Annotated in this window: 17 protein-coding genes; 11 read left to right on the top strand and 6 right to left on the bottom strand. The window is 70.4% G+C overall.

The genetic code is table 11. The features are described from left to right. The first annotated feature begins 69 nt into the window (after positions 1–69). A complete protein-coding gene (locus M3Q35_RS39770; RefSeq protein ID WP_273937725.1) occupies positions 70–3,366 on the top strand; it encodes a S8 family peptidase in 3,297 nt (1,098 codons plus the stop codon). Between the two features lie 153 nt (positions 3,367–3,519). Here M3Q35_RS39770 and M3Q35_RS39765 read toward each other — a convergent pair whose 3' ends face one another. Continuing rightward, positions 3,520–4,917, bottom strand: coding sequence for a M14 family zinc carboxypeptidase (locus M3Q35_RS39765; RefSeq protein WP_273937724.1), 1,398 nt, complete (start codon positions 4,915–4,917; stop codon positions 3,520–3,522). 80 nt (positions 4,918–4,997) lie between these two features. Further along, a complete protein-coding gene (locus M3Q35_RS39760; RefSeq protein WP_273937723.1) occupies positions 4,998–6,053 on the bottom strand; it encodes a potassium channel family protein in 1,056 nt (351 codons plus the stop codon). Positions 6,054–6,220: 167 nt separating this feature from the next. On the opposite strand from M3Q35_RS39760, the gene M3Q35_RS39755 reads away from it, so the two are divergent. Both M3Q35_RS39755 and M3Q35_RS39750 read left to right on the top strand, forming a co-directional pair. Further along, a complete protein-coding gene (locus M3Q35_RS39755; RefSeq protein WP_273937722.1) occupies positions 6,221–6,589 on the top strand; it encodes a DoxX family protein in 369 nt (122 codons plus the stop codon). Positions 6,590–6,661: 72 nt separating this feature from the next. Continuing rightward, entirely contained in the window at positions 6,662–7,216 is a 555-nt protein-coding gene (locus M3Q35_RS39750) for a hypothetical protein (RefSeq protein ID WP_273937721.1), read from the top strand. Here the strand turns inward: M3Q35_RS39750 and M3Q35_RS39745 are convergent. Beyond that, positions 7,213–10,851: a UvrD-helicase domain-containing protein gene (locus M3Q35_RS39745; protein WP_379794531.1), complete on the bottom strand. Its 3,639-nt coding sequence runs from the start codon at positions 10,849–10,851 to the stop codon at positions 7,213–7,215. The genes M3Q35_RS39750 and M3Q35_RS39745 overlap by 4 nt on opposite strands. Before the next feature lie 354 nt (positions 10,852–11,205). Here M3Q35_RS39745 and M3Q35_RS39740 point away from each other — a divergent pair, with 354 nt between their 5' ends. Then, positions 11,206–12,402, top strand: coding sequence for a YncE family protein (locus M3Q35_RS39740; protein ID WP_273937720.1), 1,197 nt, complete (start codon positions 11,206–11,208; stop codon positions 12,400–12,402). Beyond that, positions 12,399–13,619, top strand: a complete 1,221-nt coding sequence (locus M3Q35_RS39735) for a PucR family transcriptional regulator (RefSeq protein WP_273937718.1) — start codon at positions 12,399–12,401, stop codon at positions 13,617–13,619. The genes M3Q35_RS39740 and M3Q35_RS39735 overlap by 4 nt, the downstream gene beginning before the upstream one ends. Before the next feature lie 28 nt (positions 13,620–13,647). Here M3Q35_RS39735 and M3Q35_RS39730 read toward each other — a convergent pair whose 3' ends face one another. Then, complete coding sequence (locus M3Q35_RS39730) at positions 13,648–16,830, bottom strand: ATP-dependent helicase (RefSeq protein WP_273937717.1); 3,183 nt, start codon at positions 16,828–16,830, stop codon at positions 13,648–13,650. Positions 16,831–17,069: 239 nt separating this feature from the next. Between M3Q35_RS39730 and M3Q35_RS39725 the strand changes: the two genes are divergently transcribed. After that, positions 17,070–17,843, top strand: a complete 774-nt coding sequence (locus M3Q35_RS39725) for a VOC family protein (RefSeq protein WP_273937716.1) — start codon at positions 17,070–17,072, stop codon at positions 17,841–17,843. Here the strand turns inward: M3Q35_RS39725 and M3Q35_RS39720 are convergent, their stop codons facing one another. Next, entirely contained in the window at positions 17,844–18,872 is a 1,029-nt protein-coding gene (locus M3Q35_RS39720) for a chitinase (protein WP_273937715.1), read from the bottom strand. Positions 18,873–18,982: 110 nt separating this feature from the next. Further along, a complete protein-coding gene (locus M3Q35_RS39715) occupies positions 18,983–19,963 on the bottom strand; it encodes a chitinase (RefSeq protein WP_273937714.1) in 981 nt (326 codons plus the stop codon). 244 nt (positions 19,964–20,207) lie between these two features. Here M3Q35_RS39715 and M3Q35_RS39710 point away from each other — a divergent pair, with 244 nt between their 5' ends. The 5 genes from M3Q35_RS39710 (at position 20,208) to M3Q35_RS39690 (ending at position 23,401) form a co-directional block, all read left to right on the top strand. Next, complete coding sequence (locus M3Q35_RS39710) at positions 20,208–21,179, top strand: chitinase (RefSeq protein ID WP_273937713.1); 972 nt, start codon at positions 20,208–20,210, stop codon at positions 21,177–21,179. 106 nt (positions 21,180–21,285) lie between these two features. Beyond that, positions 21,286–22,059 carry an alpha/beta fold hydrolase gene (locus tag M3Q35_RS39705; RefSeq protein ID WP_273937712.1) on the top strand — a complete coding sequence of 258 codons (774 nt, stop codon included), beginning with the start codon at positions 21,286–21,288 and terminating at the stop codon, positions 22,057–22,059. A gap of 3 nt (positions 22,060–22,062) precedes the next feature. After that, on the top strand, positions 22,063–22,404 hold the full coding sequence (locus tag M3Q35_RS39700; RefSeq protein ID WP_273937711.1) for an MGMT family protein: 342 nt from the start codon (positions 22,063–22,065) through the stop codon (positions 22,402–22,404). Next, a complete protein-coding gene (locus tag M3Q35_RS39695) occupies positions 22,404–23,003 on the top strand; it encodes an FMN-binding negative transcriptional regulator (RefSeq protein ID WP_273937710.1) in 600 nt (199 codons plus the stop codon). Before M3Q35_RS39700 ends, M3Q35_RS39695 begins: the two co-directional genes overlap by 1 nt. A gap of 44 nt (positions 23,004–23,047) precedes the next feature. Continuing rightward, entirely contained in the window at positions 23,048–23,401 is a 354-nt protein-coding gene (locus M3Q35_RS39690; RefSeq protein ID WP_273937709.1) for a hypothetical protein, read from the top strand. The last annotated feature ends 89 nt before the right edge of the window (positions 23,402–23,490 follow it).

Raw genomic sequence — 23,490 nt, 5'->3', positions numbered from 1 at the left:
TCCGGCAACGCCGGCGACAAAGAGTGGGCGGTGCATGGGGGCATCGAACAAAAGTCGGAGTTGGCGAAGATGCGTTTGAGACCTCTGGCCGCCGTCGCGGCCAGTGTGATGGTGCTCGTGCCGGTGGTGCCGGCCTGGGCATCGGCCGCGACCGGTGACCTGAGCCAGGGCGCCAAGCAGCCGGTGATCGTGGTGCTGAAGGACCAGCACCCGGACACGCCGGTCACCAAGGGAGACAACAGCCGCCGGCAGGGGCTGACCCGGTCCGACCAGCAGCCGCTGGTGGACCAGGCCAAGCAGACCGGCGCGGCCGATGTGAAGCAGTTCAGCGTGGTCAACGGCTTCTCGGCCAAGCTGACCGGCGCCGAGCAGCAGCACCTCGCCACGGACCCACGCGTGCAGGCCGTGTACCCGGACCTGGCCGTGCGCAAGGCGGAGACGCCGAAGACCGTCGGCCAGGCGGCCGCGTCGGGCACCGCGTCGGGCGCGGGCTGCCCGACCGACCCGGCCAAGCCGCTGCTGGAGCCGGAGGCGCTGCAAACGACGCACGTCGCCGACGACGACGCGAGCAAGCTTCAGGCCGCGACCCTGGCCACCGGCAAGGGCGTCAAGGTCGCCTACATCGCCGACGGCATCGACATCGACAACCCCGACCTCAAGCGGGCCGACGGCAGTCGCGTGTTCAGCGACTACCAGGACTTCAGCGGCGAGGGCACCGCCGCCCCCGGCGCGGACGGCGAGGCGTTCGGCGACGCCAGCGCGATCGCCGCGCAGGGCCGGCAGACCTACGACCTGTCCGACTGGACCAACGCCGCGGCGCCGCTGCCCAAGGGCTGCACGATCCGGATCCGCGGCGTCGCGCCGGACGCGAGCCTGGTCGGGCTGAAGGCCATCGCCTCCAACGGTTTCGGCACCACTTCGGCCATCGTGCAGGCCCTCGACTACGCGGTGAACGTCGACAAGGTCGACGTGATCAACGAGTCGCTCGGCTCCAACCCGTACCCGGACAACAACACCGACCCGTGGTCGGTGGCCAACCGGGCGGCCATCGCCGCCGGCGTGACCATCGTGGCCAGCTCGGGCGACTCCGGCGTGACCGGCACCGTCGGCAACGTGGCCAGCGACCCGGCGATCATCGCCGCCGGCGCGTCCACCACCTTCCGCTCCTACGCCGAGCTGGACTCGAACCTGCCCGGCTTCAGCGGCAAGTGGGTCAGCGGCAACATCTCCGCGATCAGCTCCGGCGGCACCACCGAGCGTGGCCGGGTCGTCGACCTCGTCGCCCCCGGCGACCTGGGCTGGGCGCTGTGCTCGCCGAACCCGACCGTGCATCGCGACTGCGTCAACGGCAAGGGCCAGCCGGCGCCGATCGAGTCGTTCGGCGGCACCAGCATGGCGTCGCCGCTGATCGCCGGCGCGGCCGCGCTGGTGATCGAGGCGTACGAGCGCAGCCACCACGGCGTCCGGCCGGCGCCACAGCTGGTCAAGCAGCTGCTGACCAGCACCGCAACCGACAACCTCGACCCGTCCGACCGGCAGGGCGCCGGCCAGCTCAACGCCTACGAGGCGGTGCGCGCCGCGCTGTCGGTCAAGGACGGCAACGGTTCGCCGGCCGCGCAGGGCAACAACCTCGTCGTCAACCAGACGCAGATCCTGGCCGAGGGCAACCCGGGCCAGTTGCAGGCCAAGGACCTGACGGTCACCAACACCGGCGCTTCGACGCAGACCGTCAGTGCGCACAACCGGACGCTGACCAAGCAGGTGAGCGACGAGCACACCTCGGTCGCCATCGACGGCACCTCGACCACCGTGCCGACCTGGGCCAACGCCTACGGCAGCAAGTACGTGTACGTGAACAAGACGTTCACCGTGCCGGCCGGCGCGGACCACCTCGACGCGTCGCTGGCCTACCCGCCGGCCGGGCCGCGCATCGTGACGATGTGGCTGCTCGATCCGAGCGGCACGCTTACCGGGTACACCATCCCGCAGGGGCTCGCCGGCTACGGCCACATCGACGTGCACTCGCCGAAGGCGGGCAACTGGACCGCCGTCGTGTCGGTGCGCAACGCCCCGAACAGCGTCAAGGGCACCATCCCGCTGGAGTTCGCGACCAGCAAGTACGTCACCACCGGCACCGTCTTCCCGTCCTCGCTGACGCTGAAGCCGGGCCAGAGCGGCACCTTCCACGTGCTGGCGTCCAACCCGGACAACCCCGGCGACCTGCCGGCGGCGGTGCAGCTGAACTCCGACAAGGGCACGCAGCTGGCGGTGCCGCTGATCCTGCGCACCAAGCTGCCCAGCTGGGGCGGTTCCTTCACCGGCACGCTGACCGGCGGCAACGGCCGCCCCGGCGGTCCGGCGCAGACCAACGTGTACCGCTTCGACGTGCCGCGCGGGCAGCGTGACCTCGGCCTCGACGTGACGCTGGCCGGCGACCCGAACCAGGTGATCAACGGTTATCTGGTCAGCCCGGACGGCCAGCTGCTGAGCGCCCAGAACAACGTGCTCACCCTGGACGCCAACGGCAACCCGGCCGGCTACGGCCGCTCGGTGCAGGTCTACCGGCGCGACCCGGCGCCGGGCCGGTGGACCTTCGTCATCGCCGCGGCCAACCCGGTCGCCGGCACCGCGACGTCGCAGAAGTTCTCCGGTTCGCTGCGGTACGACGTGGTTGACGCCAAGGTGGCCGTGCCTCACACGCTGCCGGCCGGCAAGCCGACCACCGTCCAGCTCCAGGTGCGCAACACCGGCAAGGCGGCGCTGTCCTACTTCGTCGACGCGCGGTCGACGAAGTCCGACGACCTCCAGGTGCTGCCGCTGAACCAGGCCGCGAACGTGCCGCTGCCGCAGTTCACCGCGACCAAGTTCCTGGTGCCGACCGAGACGACCTCGCTCACCTCGGCGGCGTCGGCCAGCGAGCCGATCGATCTCGACCTGTCCACGGCCATCGGCCTGCCCGAGGTGCTCAAGCGGTCCGGCGTCGGCAACGTCGCCATCGCCTCGCTCACCTCGCCGCAGCTGACACCCGGGCTCTGGCTCGCGCAGCTCAACCAGATCGGGCCGTTCCAGGACCCGGCCAAGGCCAACACCGCCAACATCGGGCTCGTCGCGCACACCCAGGTGTTCGACCCGGCGGTCACGTCCTCGACCGGCAACGCCTGGCTCGGCACCGTCCAGGCCAACGCGCCGGCGGCAACGCCGCTGGTGCTCCAGCCCGGGCAGACCGGCACGATCAGCGTGACCATCACGCCGACCGCGGCCAAGGGCAGCACCGTGTCCGGCGTGCTCTACCTGGACGACTACAGCGCGTTCGCCAGCGCCGGCGACTCGCTGAAGGCGTTCCCCTACAGCTACACCGTGGGGTGATGCCGGCGCAGGCGGCGCCTACCTGTTGCTGGGGCTCAGGTAGGACCGCCCGCGCCACACACGGGTTCGATCCCGCGGGGGTGGGGCGAATCCGTTGACAGACAAGGGCTCCCGCGGCCAGCCTGGCCGCGGGAGCCCTTTTTCGTTGCGGTGTCAGTGGTTCTGGTACGGGGCCTTGGCCTGCTGGGCGGCGTACACCAGGGCCGGGCGCATCTTCGGCCAGAAGAAGCTGTCCTGGCAGGAGTACTTGGGCAGGAAGCCGCTGCAGCCGCGGCCGGCGTTGTCGCCGACCTCGATGGTGAAGCTGGCCACGCCGAGCTTGTCGTAGGACCAGTCGTCGGTGCTGCCGGAGGCGTTGTAGAGCACCTGACCGGCCTGGCCGTACGGGTAGCCGGTGATCGAGCCGAGCTGCTTGCCGATGGCCCGCAGCGAGGCGTCGTTGCCGGTGTGCACGGAAGAGCTGTAGTCCCACGGGAAGATGACGACGCTGCCGTCGCTGTGCATGGTCATCATGATGCCCTTGGTGTCGGCGGGCGCCGGGTCGGTGACGCCGGTGCCGGTCCGCCGGGCCGGCCACAGGTTGCGGAACAGCTTCTCCATCGAGGTGTTCTCGATCTCGGAGTCGGCCGCCGGTCCCTTGTAGACCTCGCTGCACGGGTCGGTCGAGGTGCTCGCCCCGCCGAAGTGCGTGTTGTAGTTGCGGTTGAGGTCGACGCCGGTCTGGCCGCCGAAGCCGCAGTTGCTGCCGTTGGCGGTGTCGGCGTTCTTGCGCTGGAGCTTGGGCGAGTTGCCGCCCTGCTGCACGATGTCGACGCCGTCGGGATTGGCGATCGGCACCACCCACATCTCGGTGGAGTCCAGCAGCGCCTTCACCGTCGCGTCGGTGCTGTAGCTGTTGACCAGGTAGTCGATCCACCGGTAGGCGACGTCGCCGGTGGTGATCTCACGGGCGTGGATCTGCGCCATCAGGAAGAACCGCGGCTTGGCCGAGTTCGGGTTGAGCGCGCAGTCGCCGGTCTGCTTCTTGGTGATGCAGATGCCACGGAGGTCGTAGCCGCCACGGCCCTTGGACTTCAGCCAGGACTGGCCGTACGTGAAGGCCGTGGCCAGGTCGGGGTGGGCCTGCGCGACCTGGTCCAGGTGCGCGAACTGGGCGTTGACCGTGTGGTAGCCGCCGTAGTACGTCTCGCCGGCGTCGGCCGCGGTGGCGTTGTTGGTGGTCCGCGGCTTGGGCGGCGTCCAGTTCGGCGGGTTCATCGCGCTCTCGGTGCTCACGCTGAACCCGGCCTGGCGCAGCCGGTCGCCCTCGGACGCGGCGCCGAGCACGAACAGGTCGTTGCCGTCACGGTTCTCGAGCACGTCGAAGCCGTAGGAGAAGAGCTTCTCCGCGTCGGCGCCGGTGACCCGGTAGACGAAGGTGGGCTGGGCGGACTGCGTGCTCTCGGTCGCCGCCACCGTGGTCGTGGTGGCGGCCTGGGGCAGCAGCAGAACGGCCGCGGCGGCGATGGCCGCCGCGACACCGCCGATGGGCAGGGGCAAACGCCGTGCCATGTGTCCTCCCGCAGGGTGAAAGGGACAGCACGGACGGTAGCGCCGGGCCGTGACCGGAAGCACCCAACGAAGGGCGGGACTTAGGCCGGTGTCACCTTCTTGACGTACAGCAGGCGATCGCCGGTCTCGATGGCGTCGGCCTCGGGCGCGTCGACCCGGTACAGCGTGCCGTTGCGGACCACGCCCAGCACGATGTCGGACAGGTGCCGCGGCGAGCCGCCGACCTCGCCGTCCTCCACCTCGCGCTCGGCGATGGCCAGGCCGACGTCCGGGGTCAGCAGGTCCTCGACCATGGCCACCACGCTCGGCGTGCTGGTGGCCATGCCGAGCAGCCGGCCGGCCGTCTCGCTGGACACCACGACCTGGTCGGCGCCGGACTGGCGGAGCAGGTGCTCGTTCTCGGCCTCGCGCACCGAGACGACGATGTGGGCCTTGGGGGCCAGTTCGCGGGCGGTCAGCGTGACCAGCACGGCCGTGTCGTCGCGGTTGGTGGCCACCACGATGGCCCGGGCCTTGGGCGCGCCGGCGACCCGCAGCACGTCGGAGCGGGTGCCCGAGCCGGTGACGGTGACCAGTCCGCGGGCGGAGGCCGCCTCGAGGGCCGCCTTCTCCGTGTCGACCACCACGATCTGCTCCGCGTCGACACCGTCGCCGAGCAGCGTGACGACCGCGGCCCGGCCCTTGGTGCCGTATCCGACGACGACCACGTGGTCGCGCACCTTCGACCTCCAGCGTTGGATCTTGAACGACTGCCGGGAGCGCTCGGTCAGCAGCTCCAGTGTGGTGCCGACCAGCAGGATCAGGAACAGGGCGCGGATCGGCGTCAGGACCAGCACGTTGACCAGCCGGGCCGCCGCGGTGATCGGCACGATGTCGCCGTAGCCGGTCGCGGTCAGCGAGACCGTCGCGTAGTAGAGGCAGTCGACCAGGCTCAGGCCCTGGCCGGCGCCGTTGGTGTCCCGGTAGCCGTCGCGGTCGAGGTAGACGATGACCACGGTGACCGCCAGCGCCAGCAGCGCGAACAGCAGGCGACGGGTGATCGTCCGGACGGGGCTGCCGCCGGTGGCCGGTATCCGCACGACACCGACCAGGGCGTGGCCCGGCTGGTCGGCGAGGCCGTCGCCGCTGGTGCTCATGCTGCCGGAGGGTAACGGGCGGGCGACGGCTTGATCACCTCCCCCGGGTCGGTAATTTCTCCACCGATCATGGAAGGTCTCTGGTAACTTCCCCACCACATCGCGTTCCACCTGCACGGACCCGTATCACATCGCCGCGGAGGGACCCTTCGTGTCACCCTCGATCCATGACTTCCCCTCGTCCGGCGCTCGCGCTGTCCGCCCTGTTGGCGGTCGCGGGCGTGACCCACTTCGCCTACCCCAAGCCATACGACCGGATCGTGCCGACGGCGCTGCCCGGCAGCGCCCGGACCTGGACGTATGTCTCCGGGGTCGCCGAGCTGGCGGTGGCCGCCGCGGTGGCCGCGCCGCGCACCCGGAAGCTGGGCGGGTTGGCCGCGGCCGCCCTGTTCACGGCGGTTTTTCCGGCCAATATCAAGATGGCCCTGGACGCCCGTGGCCGGTCCCGCGGGGAGCAGCTGGCCACTGTCGCCCGCCTTCCGCTCCAGGTTCCATTGGTGATCTGGGCGCTTCGGGTGAGCCGTTCGGCCGCCTGAGCCGTATGTTTCCTGCAATTGGCCATCTGCAAGACCCTGTCGCCGCGGCGACCCTGACCATAGGATGATCGCGTGCAGTCGCGAACCCAGCACGCTGTGTCCGCCCTCGGGTGGCGCGGCACGGTGATCTCGGATGTGGCCGTGCTCGGTCAACGAGTGTCGGCGGTGGTTCGGCTGCGCGCGGACGTGCACCGCTGGCGCACCGAGAACGGGTGGCCGCCCGCGCCCGACCCGTCCTGGTTCCACTCGTGGTTCGAGCCCGCGTTCCACGACGTGGTGCCGGTGTCGGCCATCGAGCTCATCGGCATCCTGGTCACCGAGTCCACCGTCGACCAGGCCCTTGAGGCCTGCGGCACGCTCATGACCCTCGCGCCCTGTGCCGTGCTCGTGCCTGAGAGCCCGGACTACGACCCGTGGCCGCTCATCGAGCTCGACTACTACGGCGTCGGTCTCGTGCGGGCCGGTGACGACGGGCCCGCCCGGCTCGAGGTCGCGCCCGAGGACCGGGCCAGCGAGTTCGGGCCGTCGCCGTTCAGCCGTTGGCTGCTCGAGGTGCTCTACGCCCACGTCACCGCCCCCGGCGCGATGCTGCTCCAGCACTGGGACGGGGCCGAGCAGCTGCCCTAGGCCCTCGGCACCGCGCTCAGCAGCAGCTTCAGGCCGTCCGCGTCCAGCAGGTCGGTCGGGCGCAGCGTGTGATCGTGGCGCACGTAGTGGAAGGCCGCTCGGACCCGGTCCACCGGCACGTTCTTCAGCGCCGCCCAGGCGAGCCGGTAGGCCGCCAGCTGCACCGACAGCGCCGGCAGCTTGTCCCCTTCCGGGACCGCGCCCGTCTTCCAGTCCACCACCGTCCAGCCGCCGTCGGCGTCCGCGTAGACCGCGTCCATGCGGCCTCGGACCGCCACCCCGTCCACTTCCGTCTCGAACGCCACCTCCACGTCCGCCGGCACCCGGTCCGCCCACTCGCTGGCCAGGAACGCCGCCCGCAGCCGGGCCAGGTCCGCGTCCGTCTCCTGTCCGATCACGTCATCGGCGGCACCCGGCAGTTCGTCCAGGTCGAACAGCCGGTTCGACTTGAACCGCTGCTCCAGCCAGGCGTGGAAGGCCGTGCCCCGGCGGGCCAGCGGATTCGGCGGGAACGGCAGCGGCCGGCGCAGCCGTCGGGCCAGCGCATCCGGGTCTTCGGCCAGCTCCACCAGTTGGCTCACGGTGAGCTGGTCCGGCAACGCCACCAGCTCCCGCCGACTCCGCGCCGCTTCCCGTTCGGCCAGAAGCACGTCGACATCCGCCGCCCAGCCCTCGGGGTCGGGGTCGTCGGCGAGGATTTCCTCGACCTCCCCCGGGCCATCCCCCCAGTCCTCCACCGGCGGCTCGTCCGGCCATCCCTCCTCCGGCAGCGCTTCTTCCACCGGCGGCTCATCCGGCCACGCCTCCCCCGCCAGCGCTTCCTCCCCCACCGGCGGCTCGTCCGGCCACGCCTCCTCCGGCGGCTCGACCGGCAAGTCCTCCTCCGCCTGCGGTTCCCCCTCCGGCAGTGCTTCCTCTGCGGCCGACGCCCCTCCCAGCCAGTCCTCTTCCTCCGGAGGTTCCTCCGGCAGGCCCTCTTCCGGCGGCGCTTCCGTTGGCCGCACAGCCCTTTCTCTCCGCGCGACAGCGGCAGTGGCGGCGGTGATGGCGGCCGAGGTGGCTGCGGCAGCGGCGATCGTCGAGCCTTCCTTCGACAACGCGGCGAGCTCGGCCAGCACCATCATGGCTCCCTCGGCGACGGCCTCGCGCCGTGAGGCCAAGGGGTCGACGGGCCATCTGGCCGTGCGGACATCGGCGATGAGGGGGTTGACCTCGTCCTCGGCCGGGGCGGGGGCCCACTCGTCGATCATGCCGGGTGGACGGTCGCCGGTGGAGAGCACGGCGTGCACCTCGTCGAGGAAATCCGAAGGGCCACGGGGCTTTTCGCCGGTCTCGCCCCACCAGTGGCCGGACACGAGCAACACTCGCTCGGACCGGGTCAGCGCGACGTAGCACAGCCGCCGCTCCTCGACGAGGCGTCGCTCCTCGAACTCCTCGTTGTGGATGGCGATGGCCTCCTCGACGTCCTTGCGGTTCTCCGCGCCGGCGAGGTTGAGCTTGGGCAGGTCCTGGCTGTCGCCGCGAAGGTCAGCCGGCAGTTCGGTGACGTTCTTCAGCCACGACGAGGACTTCTTCTGGCCCGGGAACACATTGCGCACCACGTGCGGCACGACGACGATCTCCCATTCGAGACCCTTGGCGGCGTGCATGGTGAGGATCTGCACGCGGTCATCGGCCACCTCGACCTCGCCGGGCTCGAGGCCGTCCTCGGCGTTCTCGGCGGTACGCAGATAGTCCAAAAGGGACGGTAGCGTCGCCGACGGACTGGCCGAGGCGTAGTCGGCGACGACGTCGGCGAAGGCGTCGAGGTGCGCGCGGCCGACGCGGCCGGGGCGGGCGGTGGCCTCGATGTCCAGCAGCAGCGTGCGTTCCACGTCGGCGACGAGGTCGGGCAGCGGCTGGTCCTGCCGGCGGCGCAGCATGGCCAACTCGTGGCCCAGCCGGCGAATTCGCTGGTAGCCGGCGGCCGAGTACTGCTCCGGTTCGCCGGGATCGTCGATGGCGTCGACCAGTCCGGCCTGTTCGGCGTGTTCGCCCGGCAGGGCGTCGGTGATCGCGGCCAACGGGTCGTCGCCGCTGCTGGGCCGCTGCCGCCCGGCCAGCTGGCCGGCCCGGTCCCACAACGCGGCGATGTCGGCGGCGCCGAGCCGCCAGCGCGAGCCCGTCAGCAGTCGCGCCGCGGCGGTGCCGGCGAGGGGTTCGATGAGCACGCGTAGGGCACTGACGAGATCGCGCACCTCGGGCTCGTCAAGCAGGCCGCCGAGACCGACGACCTCCACCGGCAGCCCGCGTTCGCGCAGGGCGTGGGCGATGGCACCCATGTCGGCGCGGCGGCGCACCAGGACCGCGGCAGTCGGCGGCTTGCCGGTGGCGTCGTACTGGGCCTCCCACCGCGCCGCCAGCTCGTCGGCCAGCCACGTCACCTCTTGGCGCACATCGGGAAGTAGCGCGCAATGCACGTCGCCGGGCTCCGCGCCGGGCTTGGCCCGCAGTTCGTCGACGTCGAGACCGGCGGCGCGCAGCGGGCCGGACAGCGCGTTGGCCACGGCCAGCACCTCCGGCGGGTTGCGGAAGCTGGTCAGCAGGCCGTACTTCGGGGCCGGGCGCTTGTCGGCGAGCGGGAAGTCGGTGGTGAACCGGGGCAGGTTGGCCGCGCTGGCCCCGCGCCAGCCGTAGATCGCTTGTGCGGGATCGCCAACGGCCGTGACCGGCATCGGGTCGCCCGTGCCGAACAGCGACCGAAGCAGCACGCGCTGTGCATGACCCGTGTCCTGATACTCGTCGAGCAGCACCGCCCCGTACCGGCTTCGCTCTCCCTCGGCGACCTCCGGGAAGCCACTGGCCAAGCCGGCCGCCAGCGCCATCTGGTCGGCGAAGTCGAGCGCCGCCTCCTTGCGCTTGCGCAGTTGGTACGCCTCGAGCAGCGGCAGCATCGCCACCCGGAACTGCTGCGCCGCCACGATCTCCCGCAGCGTCGTCGACAACTCCGCCCGCTGCCTCGGCCCCTTCGGCGCCGACTCGATCGTCCGCCGCATCCACTCCGCGTGCCGACGGATCTTGTCCGGCTCGACCAGGTGCTCCGCCAGCTCGCCGGCCAGCGACAGCAGGTAGCCGGTGATCGTCGCCGGCACCTTGTCCGTGTCCAGGTCCTCGGTCCAGGTCGCCACCACCCGGTGCGCCAGCTGCCACGACGCAGTGCCCGTCAGCAGCCGGGCCCCCGGTTCCACCGGCAGCCTCAGTCCGTGTTCGCCGACCAGCCGGCCCGCGTAGGCGTGATACGTCAGGACCGTCGGCTCCGTCGCCAGCACCAGCGCCCTGCGGTCGCCGCCCGGATCCAGCCGGTCCAGCAGCCCCGACCCCGCCAGCCTTCGCAGCCGGGCCCTGATCCGTTCGCCCAGCTGCCGGGCCGCTTTCCGGGTGAAGGTCAGTCCCAGCACCCGATCCGGCGTGACCAGGCCGTTCGCCACCAGCCACACCACGCGCGCCGCCATGGTCTCGGTCTTGCCCGCCCCCGCGCCGGCCACCACCAAAGCGGGTTGCGCCGGTGCCGCGACCACCGCCGCCTGCTCGTCCGTCGGCGATGGCAGGCCGAGCGCGGCCGCCACCTCCTGCGGGCTGACCAGTTGCACGGGCACCACGCTAGGTCGTCGCACCTCAACGACCGAAACGGACCCGCCGTGCGGCCGTTCGGAGCCCCCGAAGTCCACCCCGACGACACCCCATGGCCGCGCGAAATCGAAGGGCCGGGGGTTGGCCGGGCATAAAGTAGGCGGCGGCTTGGCCCACACCCGAAACCGGGCGGCCCGCGTTTCCGGTGCGGCACAGTCACGTGTCAACGCCGTGTCGCCCGGTTGGCGCACTCGAAATTCGCGCCCGGACCGGCCGTGCGGCCGATCGGCGGACGCGTTGTCCGCCATCGACAATGAAAAAGTTTCACATTGGTCCGGTCGCGTCTATCTGCGTAACGCCGATTTCACCAGACTGGGCTGATGCCGACCGTGCGCATCCTCCTGGCCGCCGCGATGGTCGCGGCCACCGCGGCCGCCCCCGCTGCCGCTGCCAGCCCTGCAACGCCGCACGTCACCGCCCTGAAGAACGTGCTCCTCGTGGGCAACAGCCAGACGGGATCGGTGAGCTTCATCGACGAGAACGGCTTCGCCGTCCTCGGCAGTTTCAATGTCATCCCCGACCTCCAGCAGCGCATCAACGAGATGGACCCGATCCAGCGGATCGGGTACGAGACGGTGAAGGGCATCGAGGGCGGCGACCGGTTCGTCGACGACGCGACCCTGACCCCGGACGGCCGACGGCTCATCGTGTCCCGCGGCAACCTCGACGACGTGGCGGCCTTCGACCTGGCCACCAAGCAGGAGCTGTGGCACACCCGCCTGGAAGGCTTCCACGCCGACCACGCGGCCCTGTCGCCGGACGGCACCCGCTTCGTGGTGTCGGCGACCACGGCCAACAAGGCGGAGTTCATCGACACCGCCACCGGCAAGATCGTCAGCTCCGCCCCGACCGGCAACTACCCCCACCAGAACGACTACACGCCGGACGGCAAGTACGTCTACAACTCCAGCATCGGCAACATCCAGCTGCCGCAGTCGCTGGAGTGGGCCAAGGGCGCGTTCCAGCTCACCAAGATCGACGCAGCCACCATGCAGGTGGTCAAGACCTGGACGTTCCCGCACGGCATCCGGCCCAACCTGGTCGCGCCGGACGGCAACACGTTCTACGCGCAGCTGTCCTACCTCAACGGCTTCGTGAAGTACGACCTGAACGCGGGCAAGATCGTGGCCACGGTCAACCAGCCGTTCAGCGACCACGCCAAGTCGCTCAAGGCGGACGACTACCCGAAGAACTCGGCCCACCACGGCCTGGCTCTGTCGGGCGACGGCAGCACCCTGTGCGACGTCGGCACCATCGACGACTACGCGGCCCTGGTCAGCACCGACGGACTGGTCGACCGGGCGTTCGTCAACTACCCGACGAACAGCCTGCCCTACTGGGGCCAGACCAGCACCGACGGCAACTACTGCTACGTGTCGCTGAGCCAGGCCAACGCCGTGTCGGTCGTCGACTACCACTCGGGCACCGAGGTCGCCCGGATCCCGGTCGGCACCTTCCCGCAACGCGAGCGGGTGTCCAAGGTCGACCCGGCCGTGCTGGGGTCGCTGTCGCGATGACCGAGGAGACGGCTGGGCGCGCCACGCTGCGCCGCATCATGGAGCAGATGCGCGCCGACCCGGACGTGCTCGACGGCGTGGTGACGGAGGTGCGGGCGCAGTCACCCCAGGTGGCTGCGCTCCCCGTCGCCGAGGTCCGCCGGCACATCGCGGCGTTGCTCGGCGTGGCCTCGGCGGCCTTCATCGACTCCACCGGACTGGGCGTGGAGGCCGCCGACCGGCTCGCCACCGACCGGGCGTTGCAGGGCGTGCCGCTCTCGGCGCTGCTCGCCGGCTTCCAGACCGGGCGCGCGCACGTGTTGCGCGAGCTCGGCGGCCGCCTGCGCCAGCACGAGATGCTGGCCGACGACTTCGTCGCAGCCCTGCTGGAGCTCGACGGCTACGCCAACAAGCTCCAGAACCGGTTGGTGGAGGCCTATCGCGAGACCGAGCTGCGGTTGGCCCGCACCGCCCAGGCGGCGCGGGTGCAGGCGCTGCGCGAGTTGCTCAAGGGCGGCCCGGTCACCGGCGTGGTCAACACCGGCCTCGCCGAGGACCGGCACTACCACGTGGTGCTGGCCGACGTGAGCGACCCTCGCCAGGCCCGCCGCGCGGAGGCGGCGTTGGCGGAGACGTTCTGCGTCACCGTTGACGGCCTCGTGTGCGGCGTCGCCGTGCAGCTGCCGGACCTGTCACCGGTGGCCGACGTGCTCAGCGTGGTGACGCCACCGGTGCTACCCAAGGACTTCGGCGCGGCGTACCAGGCGTGCCGAGCCGCACTCCAGACCGGCCGCTGCCGCGGCCTTTCCGGGGCGGTGCGCCTCACCGAGCTCGCGGTCGACCTGGTCACCGACGGCTTCCCGGCGCTGGGCCGGATGCTCGCCGACGACCTGTTGGCCGGCCTGGCCGGCACCGACGACTTCCACCGGCTGTTGGCCTCGACCGCCTTGACCTACCTCGATCACGGCGGACGGGTCGATGCCACGGCGCTGGCCCTGCACGTCCACCCCAACACCGTGAAGCACCGCCTGCGCCGGCTGGCCGAGCTCACCGGCTTCAGCCCGCCGGAGGGCTCGCTCGCCGAGGCACTGCGTTGGCGCTGGGCCGTGGACACCTGGCTGCGGTCGACCGGGGCCTGGTCGGCGTCCGAGGCGGCGTCGCCACCCCAGTCGTCACGGCGCAACGGCCACCAGGTCAGCGGTCATCTCGGCACCACCTCCTCTCACTCGTCCACCTGACGGCGGGATTCCGGTCGGCGGTCGGGGTTCACTCGCCTACCTGCCGACCGGATTCGTGGAGTGGGCACGATGTTCGCGCGGGGCAGCGCGGGCAGTCGGGGCTCTCGGTGGCGGTGTACTCGGGACCGACGCAAGAAGCCGCGGCCTCCTGGACGGTGGCCAGCCAGACCTTGGACGAATCGGGGTCCAAAGGAGCCTGGACGCGTTCGGTGGCGCCGGTTTTCTTGTCCTCCTTGGAGACGTAGAGGAGCCGGGCGCCGCCGGGGTCCTCGCTGAGGCCGAGCTCCTCGAAAGCGCCGAGCTGGGTGGCCAACTGGTAGACGGCGAGCTGAGGGTGCTCCTGAGCGTCGTCCTTGCTGACGGACTGTTTGCCGGTCTTGATGTCGACGACAACGGGCCGCCCCTGGTCGTCGACCTCCAACCGGTCGACACGGCCGCGGACGCGCAGCCAAGGACCGTCGGCCTGGGTGGGGACCTGCACGGAAAGGTCCCGCTCGACGGCGACCTGGGTGAGCTCGCTGCGGCTGCGCTCGAACCAGGCCATGAACGTGTCCAACATCTTCTGCACCCGGTTGCGCTCCCGGCGGGAGAACCACGGTGCGCCGGCGTCGACGGCGGCCCATGCCTCGTCGAGCCGGACCCGTAGTTCGAGGCGGTCCACGCCACTGGCGGCGGCCTGGGCGAGCGCGTGCACGAGGGTGCCGGTGATCGAGGCGAGCTGAGCCGGATCCTCGCCGCCGTGCCGCTCCACCATCCAACGCAGCGGGCACTTGGACAGCACCTCGATGGTGGACGGGGAGACGCTGACCGTGTCCTCGTCCGTCCACAACGGACTGTCGGTGGATACTTCCGGCAGGCCGTACCAGGAGCCGGGATGGGCACCGGGCACGTTGGCCGCGGCAAGCCGGGCCAGCTGGGCGGCGGCGCGGCGGCGGCGGCCTGGATCCGCCTCGGCGTCGCAACACACTCGGCGCAGTTCGCCGACCAGCTCGGACAGCACCAATCCGCGGGGCGGCGTGAACACGGGGCGCACTGCGGCCTCGGGGTCGGCCGCGGTGCCCTCGAGCTCGTCCAGGAACCGTGACGGCTGTTCGTCATCGCCGCGCACGGCGCTGACCAGCAGGGTTCGTTTGGCACGGCTGGCGGCCACGATCAACAGCCGACGCTCCTCGGCCAACAGCGGTGCGGTGGCCGAGACCACGTCGCCGGGAGCGACGCCGTCGAGCAGGTCCCGCATTCGTTCCACGCCAAGCAAAGTGCCGCGCATGCGCAGGTCCGGCCAGCTGCCCTCCTGCACGCCCGGCACGGCCACGACCGTCCACTCACGACCGGCCGCCGCGTGGGCGGTGATCACCGTGACGGCCTCGCCCAGCGGCGCGGTCGGGGCCAGCGAGTCGCCGACGATCTGTTGCGCCGTCAGGTAATCAGTGAAGCCAGCGACGCTGGCGGCGGGCAGGCGGTCCACGTATCGGCCGGCCGCGTCGAACAGGCCGACGATGGCGTCCAGGTCGCGGTCGGCCTGCGCGCCGGTCGGGCCGCCGCGGGTGGCCTGAGCGGACCAGCGTTGTTCGAGGTTGCTGTCCTTCCACAGCTGCCACAACACCTGCTCCACGCTGGCACCGGCCTCGATCGCGGTCCGGGCCGTCCGCATCAGCGTGCCGATGCGGCGGACCGGCACGGCCTCGCTGTCCTCTAACGCGATCAGCAGGTCGTTGTCATTGATCACGTCCACCAGCAGCTCGCCGCTGGACCGGTCGCCGCCGGCGGCCAGCTCCAGCCGGCGCAGGCCACGGCGCAATCGCCGCAACGCCAACGTGTCCGCACCACCGAGCTGCGATTCGAGCAGGTACGCGGCGGTGTCCTGGTCGAGCATGGACGGGTCGTCCGCACATCGGAGCAACACCAGGAACTGCCGCACCGCGGGCAGTTGGGCCAGCGGCAGCTCGTCGACCGGCACGGCCAGCGGCACACCGGCAGCAAGCAAAGCCCTACGCAGCACGGGAAGGGAATGCACGGTCGACCGCACCAGCACGGCCATCTCCGACCACGGCACCTCGTCCAGCAGGTGCGCGCGGCGAAGCTGGTCGCCGATCCACGACGCCTCCTGAGCCGCCGACGCCAACAGCCGGATCTGCACGCTGCCGCGTTGCTCGTCCTCACGGGCCAACAACTCTCGCTGCGGACCGGCGCCGGGGAGCCGGGCATGCAGGCGTCCGACGGCCTTGCGGATCTCGGGCGCCATCCGGTGATCGACCTTTAGCACCTCGACCGGGCCGTCGCCGCGGTCGGTGAACAGCGTCGGATCCGCGCCACGGAAGGAGAAGATCGCCTGGTCCGGGTCGCCGGCCACGATGAACTCGTGCGCCGCCGCGCCCAACGCCCGGACCAGCGCGAACTGCTGGTGATCGAGGTGCTGGGCGTCGTCCACGAGCAGGTGCCGGACCCGTGCGCGCTCGTCGGCCAGCAGGTCGGGGTCCAGGTCGAAGGCCAGCAGGGCGCTGGAGACCAACTCGGCCGCGTCGTAGGCCGGGGCGGCCGACTCCTGGGCCTCGCTGCCGGCCAACAGCGTGACCTGCTCGTACTGGTGCCAGAACGTGCCGGCCGCGGTCCACTCCGGCACGCCCTGCCCACGGCCCAGCCGCACCAGGTCCTCCGGGCCCTGGCCCCGTTCGGCGGCGCGCAGGATCAGGTCCCGCAACTCCCCGGCGAAGCCGGGAATGCCCAGCGCCGGCCGCAGGCTGTCCGGCCAGTAGCCGGCACCCATCTCGATGTCGCCCAGGAGCAGGTCCCGGACCATGGCGTCCTGATCAGGTCCGGCGAGCAGTCGCGGCGGCGGCAGTCCCTCCCTTGTGGACACAAGACGCAACACCGCGAAGGCATAGGAGTGCACGGTCCGAACCAGTGGCTCACGGGCCGTGCGGGACGGGCCGCGATCCTTGAGCAGACGGGTGATCTGCGACCGGACCGCCACCGCCGCCTTCCGGCTGGACGTCAGCACGAGCACGCTTTCCGGGTCCACGCCCGTGTTCAGGACGCGGTCCGCGGCGACGCCGGCCAGCAGCGTCGTCTTGCCCGTGCCGGGACCACCGAGCAGGCGCAATGGACCGCCTTCACGATCGATGACCCGCCGCGCGGTCGCGTCCCAGCGCGGCCGGGGCGGCGGTTGTGCCGGCCGGCGCACAAGGGCGAGCGGAGTGCTTCTGCGTGCCACGGACCGATCAAAGCACGCACCCCCGACACTCTCCGGCGATGGCCACGCCGACGGCTCGGCAGGCCACCCACACGGGCTGAGCGCCGACGGAAAACTGGCCGTTGACCAGCGGGAGCACGATCAGAAGCCGCGCGCAACCACGCGCCACGGACGACCGCAGAAGATCAAGGTTGTAGGTAAAGACTTGGTAATGACATAATCAAGTCCAGGCACCTTCCCCACCGTGAGGAGGCGACCCAATGTCCGTCATCACGAAGCCCGCTCTCGGCAGCCCGTGCTGGCTGGAGATCGCCACACCCGACCCCGAGGCCACGGCCCGCTTCTACGGCCGCCTCTTCGGCTGGCAGTTCGACGGCGCCACCGCGACCCTGTTCGGCGAACCGGTCGCCGGGGTGCGCCGTGCCGCCGAAGCGGCCCTGGGCTGGACGCCGTACCTGGCCACGCCCGACATAGACGCGACCGCCCGGCAGGCCACCCGCTACGGCGGCCGGCTGACGGATCGCAAGGGGGACAAGGCAATCCTGCTCGACCCCACCGGCACCGCGGTCGGGTTGTGCGAAGGCGACGGCCACCACTTCACCGCCGGTGTGCCGGGATCGTTGGTGTGGGCCGAACTCGTCACGTGGCGGGCCACCCTGGCCGACCGGTTCTTCGGCGCGGTCTTCGACTACGGCCAGAAGCAGTTCGGCGACGGCCGCCGCTTCGACCACGTGGTCTGGTACGCGGGCGAGGACTCGGTCCTCGCCCGCGTGCGGATGGCGCTGGGCACCCCGGAAGACGTGCCAGCCCGCTGGATCGCGCAGTTCGCGGTCGACCCCGACGTGGGCTTCGAGGCGACGATCGACCTGGCCCGCCGGCTCGGCGCCCGGCTGCGGTTCAAGCCCTACCGGTCGGCGCTGGGGCGGGTCGCCGTGCTGGCCGACCCGCTCGGCACCCGGTTCGCGCTGATCGATCCGGACGACTCCGACGAGTCCGAGTACGGCTCGGTCATCGACGACCCGTACGACGACTAGCTAGCCCTTGAAGCCGGCGAACACCTTGGCGAAGTCGAACGCCTTCTGCGGCACGTTGGTGCACTGGAACAGCGCGCCGGTGCAGGCGTTGGCGTCCCGGCTCTGCTCCCAGTAGCCCAGGTAGCCGACGTGCTGCTGGTTGGCGAAGTTCACCACGGCCTTGGCGTTGGCGACACTGAAGACCTCGGTCTGGGTGTCGTTGACGCCGAGCATGGGCGTGATGCCGAGCATCTTGAAGGCCTGCGCGTCGGACAGGCCGGTGAAGATCGTCTTGAGCTGCTTCTCGGTGCTCTGCGCGGCCTGGATCACCCGTGCGCCCATGTCCTTCTCGGCGGTGCCGAAGTCCATGGCCATGATGTTGACGACGTCCATCGCCACGCCGGCGGCCTTGGCCGACTTGACCACGTTGAGGCCGTTGCCGTCAAGGCCGGTGGGCAGCACCGGCAGCGTCAGCGACACCTTCAGGCCGGGATTCTGCTTCTGCACCAAGGCAAGCGCCTTGGACCGCCGGTCGACGGAGGCCTTGTCGGCGACCGCGGCTCCCTCCACGTCCATGTCGATGTGGGTGAGCTTGTACTCCTTGACCACCGAGGTGTACTGCGCGGCCAGCTGGTTGACGTCGGTGCAGGCCTGGGCCAGCTCGGTGCCGGTCGCGCCGCCGAAGGACACCTTCACGTCGCCGCCGGCCGCCCGGATCTTGTTGATCTGGTCCAGCCCGAAGCCCTCGTTGATGTTGTGCGCGTTGAACCAGCTGGCCTTGCAGCCGGCCGAGGTGACGAAGGCCAGGCTGAACGACTTGATGCCGCTGGCACTGGCGAACTGGGACAGCTTGGTCGCGGACAGGCCCATGTCCACGTACGGGGCGACGGTGATCGCCGAGGCCGCGGCGGGACGGGCGACCGCGTTGGCGGACGCGGCGTTGGCGTCGTTCGAGTTCGCGCCGAACATCGCCGCCATACCGATGGTGACGGCCGCGGCCATCACTCCGCCGACCATCAGCGCCTTGCGGCGGGCAGGGGGCATGGTCATCGGGGTCCTCCAGAGACAGTGAGACCGGGTCGGAAATTGGTACGCACCAATTCCCGACCCGGTTCACCGTGGGCCTCACCCTGCAGGGTTGGGTGAGTCGGGGTCCCCGGTCAGCCGGTGTACCCGGCGAAGATCTTGGAGAACTGGTACGGCGACTGCGGCACGTTGGTGCAGCGGTAGAGCGCGCCGGTGCAGGCGTTGGCGTCCCGGCCGACCTCCCAGAACGACAGCATGCCCAGGTGCACCGACTTGGCGAAGTTGACCACCTTGGTCGCGTCGGCGGTGTAGAAGATCTCGTTCTGCGAGTCGTTCACGCCCAGCATCGGGGTGAGGCCGACCTTCTTCCACGCCGCCGCGTCGGACAGGCCGTACAGCGACTTGAGCTGAGCCTGCGTCGCCTTGGCCGCCGAGACGGCGCGGTCGCCCTGGTTGGCCGAGCCCATGTAGTAGTCCATCGCCATGATGTTGACCATGTCGAGGTTGACGCCCGCGCTCTTGGCCGCCTTGACCACGTTGAGGCCGTTGGTGTCCAGGCCGGACGGCAGCACCGGCAGGGTCAGCGAGATCTTGATGCCCGGGTTGGCCGACTGCACCTGGGCCAGCGCCTGGGAGCGGCGGGTGATCGAGGTCGGGTCGGCCACCGCCGCGCCCTCGATGTCGAAGTCGACGTACTTCAGGCCGTAGGCCTTGATCACGGCGTTGTACTCGGCGGCCAGCGAGCTGACGCTGCTGCACGCCTGGGCCAGCTCGATGCCGCTGGCGCCGCCGAAGGACACCTTGACGTCACCGCCGGCCGAGCGGATCTTGGCGATTTCGCTGCTCTGCCAGGCGGCTCGTGGGTCGTAGGCGTTGAACCAGCTGGCCTTGCAGCCGGCCGAGGTGACGAAGCCGAGCGTGAAGCCCTTGAGGTTGCCGGACTTCGCCATGGTGGACAGGACGGGTGTCGGCCACTCGCCCATGTCGACGTAGGGCGCGACCGGGATGGGCGAGCCGGCGGCCTGTGGTGCCGCGAATGCGGATGTGGTGGCGACCGGCGCAACGAATGCGCTCATGAGTGCGATCGCGGCGACGGTCAGGGAACGCAAGCGCATGACGGACCTCCAGGAGCGGGCAGGGACCACGCGGCGGTCGGGGAGAGCGTTCCCAATTGGTATAGACCAGATTGGGCAACCGCCGCCAGACGGCGATTCAGCGCAACGTCTACTGGGCCGGTCGGCCTAGAAAAACGCCCTGAATCGATCCCGATCGTCTACCTTATTGACGGTTTCAACTGGTCTAGTCCAGTGTGGGAAGTGCTTCACCGGAGTGACCTGACTCACCCTGCGGAGGACGTCGATGAAGCTGACCCGACGCGGCCTGGCGGCCCTGCTCACCGCCGGCCTCGTGGGCACCGGGGCCCTGACCACCGCGGTCGCCGACGCGTCGCCGGCCGCGGTGAACCCGGTGACCGCATCGCCGTACATCTACCTGGGCGCGGGCTGGCAGCCCAACGTCGCCTCGACCATGTCGGCGACCGGCCTGAAGGCCTTCACCATCGCCTTCGTGCTGTCCAACGGTGGCTGTACGCCGGTGTTCGACGGCGGGGCGTCGGCCGCGTCGAACACGATCAACGCCGTGCGCAAGGCCGGCGGGGACGTGATCGTCTCCTTCGGCGGCTGGGGCGGCAACAAGCTCGGTGAGCACTGCTCGAGCGTGTCGGCGCTGGCCGGGGCCTACCAGAAGGTGATCACGCAGTACTCGTTGAAGGCCATCGACATCGACATCGAGGCCACCGAGATGAGCACCCATTCGGTGCAGGACCGGGTACTCGGCGCGCTGAAGACGGTGAAGGCCAACAATCCCGGCCTCAAGGTCGTGGTGACCATGGGCACCACCACCTCCGGTCCGGACGCCGACGGCCAGCGCCTGATCCAACAGGGCAAGGCGCTCGGCGCGAACGTGGACGTCTGGTCGATCATGCCGTTCGACTTCAGCAGCGGCGGCGACATGTGGGCGCACACCAAGTCCGCGGCCGAGGGTCTCAAGGGCCAGCTCAAGAGCGCGTTCGGCTGGACCGACGCGCAGGCCTACTCGCACCTGGGCATCTCGTCGATGAACGGCAAGACCGACAACGCCGGCGAGACCGTGACCCTGGCCAACTTCAACAGCATCCTGTCCTACGCGCAGACCAACCACCTGGCCCGGCTGACCTACTGGTCGGCCAACCGGGACCGGGCCTGCGGCTCCGGCGGCGACGGTGACACCTGCTCGGGTGTCTCCCAGAACGCCAACGACTTCAGCAAGGTGATCGGCAAGTTCACCGGCTGACCACGATTTGCGGGGCCCCCGCCGAGCTGGCGGCGGATCGGCGGTGGCCCCGCATCCCTCCCTTTATCGGTGGGATGAAAAGAGCCTGGCACCGCATAATCCGCCCATGACACTTCACGTCCACGAGTTCGGGCCTGCCGACGGCAGGCCCGCCGTGTTTCTGCACGGGTTGACCGGGCACGGCGGCCGGTGGCGGCTGCTGGCCGAGCAGGAGCTGCCCGATTTCCGTGTGCTGGCACCGGATCTGCGCGGTCACGGCAATTCGACGCAGCTGCCGCCGTGGACGTTGGACCAGAACGTCATCGACGTGCTGGACGTTCTGGACACCCTTGGCCTGGACCGAGTGCCGCTCGTCGGGCATTCGTACGGCGGCGCGACGGCGATGCACCTGACCGCTCGGGCACCCGAAAGGGTGGAGAAGCTGGCGCTGCTGGATCCGTCCACCGGGCTGGCGCCGGAGCGGTGTTTCGAGATCGCCGTCGAGGAGTGCGAACCCGAACTCTGGCCGTCGATGGACGCCGCGCGGACCGATTTCGCCGAGATGTGGTCGGCGATGCCGGCCGAGGCGATCGAGCTGGAGCTCTCGGCCAATTTCGAGCAGCGGCCGGACGGTCAGTGGCAGCGGCGGTACCTGCCGGCGATGTCCGTGTCGGCGTGGAGCGAGATGTCCCGGCCGCCGGTGCTGCCGCCACCAAGTACGCGGACGCTCCTGCTCCCCGCCACCAAAGCGGACTTCGTGGCGCCGGAACTCGTGGCCGCGCTGCGCGACCGGCTCGGCGACGACCTCACCGTGCGTGCGGTCGACAGCGGTCACGTGCTGTATCTGGAGCAGCCGAAGGAAGTCGGTGCGCTGCTGCGTGAGTTCCTCTGCCAGGCTTGACCGATGGATGCCGAGATCCTCGACCCGGTGCTCGTCGAACAGGTGCGGGCGGTGATCGCCCGGATTCCCGCCGGGCGGGTCGCCACCTACGGCGATGTTGCTGACATCTCGCGGGCGCCGTCGGCCCGGATGGTCGGTCGGGTGTTGCAGAACGGGCACGACCTGCCGTGGCAGCGGGTGTTGCGGGCCAACGGGACGTGCGCGCCGCACCTGGCCGACGAGCAGCTCAGCCTGCTCGAAGCCGAGGGCGTTCCGTCCGTTGACGGCCGGGTCGACCTGCGGAAGTACCGTTGGGAGGAGGCGGTGCCCGAGCCGCCGGACGAGCCGCAGTTGGGACTGTTCTGATGTACGTGCCCCAGCATTTCGCCGCCACCGCTGACGATGTCCGTGAGCTGTTGGCCAATCACGGGGCCGCCGACCTGGTCACGTCCACCGCCGACGGCCTCGTCGCCACGCTGCTGCCGTTCGTCTACGACCCGGATCGGCATGCGTTGTTGGGGCATGTCGCCCGTAACAACGATCAGTGGCAGCGTCCCGCGCTGGGCGAGGCTCTGGTCATCGTGCGCGGGCCCGACGCCCACGTCTCGCCGGCCTGGTACGCCAGCAAGGCCGAGCACGGTCGTGTTGTGCCGACGTGGAACTACATCACCGCGCATGTGTACGGGACGCTCACCGTGCACGATTCTCCCGAGTGGGTCGAGGATGTCGTGCGGCGGCTGACCGCTCGGCACGAGTCGACGTGGACCGTCGACGACGCTCCTCCGGCATTCGTGACCGGGCAGCTGCGGGCGATCGTCGGCGTTGAGGTGGCGATCAGCCGTGTGGAGGCCAAGCTCAAGCTCAGCCAGAACCGCCCGGCCGCCGATATCGACGGAGTTGTTGCCGGGCTCAGGGAACGCGGCGATTCGGCGATCGCCGACGCGGTCGAGCGGCACCGGCCGTGACGCCGTGGGGTGAGGCCCACCAGCGGGGGTGGGATGCCGCGCTGGTGACCCTGCGGGCGGCCGGTTGGCAGGTGGATATGACGTGCGGTGCCGCGCCCGTACAGCTGGAGGGTGTGCTGCCGTGCGGCGAGCTGTTCTATTTCCGGGCTCGTCACGACGAAGTGCTGCTGGCTGTTGGCGGGGAAGATCCCGCTGACATCGCCCCGTGGGAGCGCGAGGTGGAGCAGGAAGATGCCTCGTACCTGCCGGCCGATCCCGGATTGCGGCTGCTGGCGGAGCTGGCCGGCGAGCACGAAAAAGCTGCCCCCGAATCGATCCAACCAGATCAACCTGAGAACGCCGGTTCGGCGAGGGCGACCAAGATCGCGCCGACCGGCGTTCCCAGCTTCGAGGTCTAGGCTGGAATCGGGGGCTGCTCAGAACGATCTTGTTGCCACATGCGCTTCCCATGTGGCACAGGGACGCAAGTAGGAAGCGCATGTGGCAA

The organism is Kutzneria chonburiensis (assembly GCF_028622115.1).
Lineage (GTDB): Bacteria > Actinomycetota > Actinomycetes > Mycobacteriales > Pseudonocardiaceae > Kutzneria > Kutzneria chonburiensis.
This window is presented reverse-complemented; position numbering and strand designations above follow the sequence as displayed.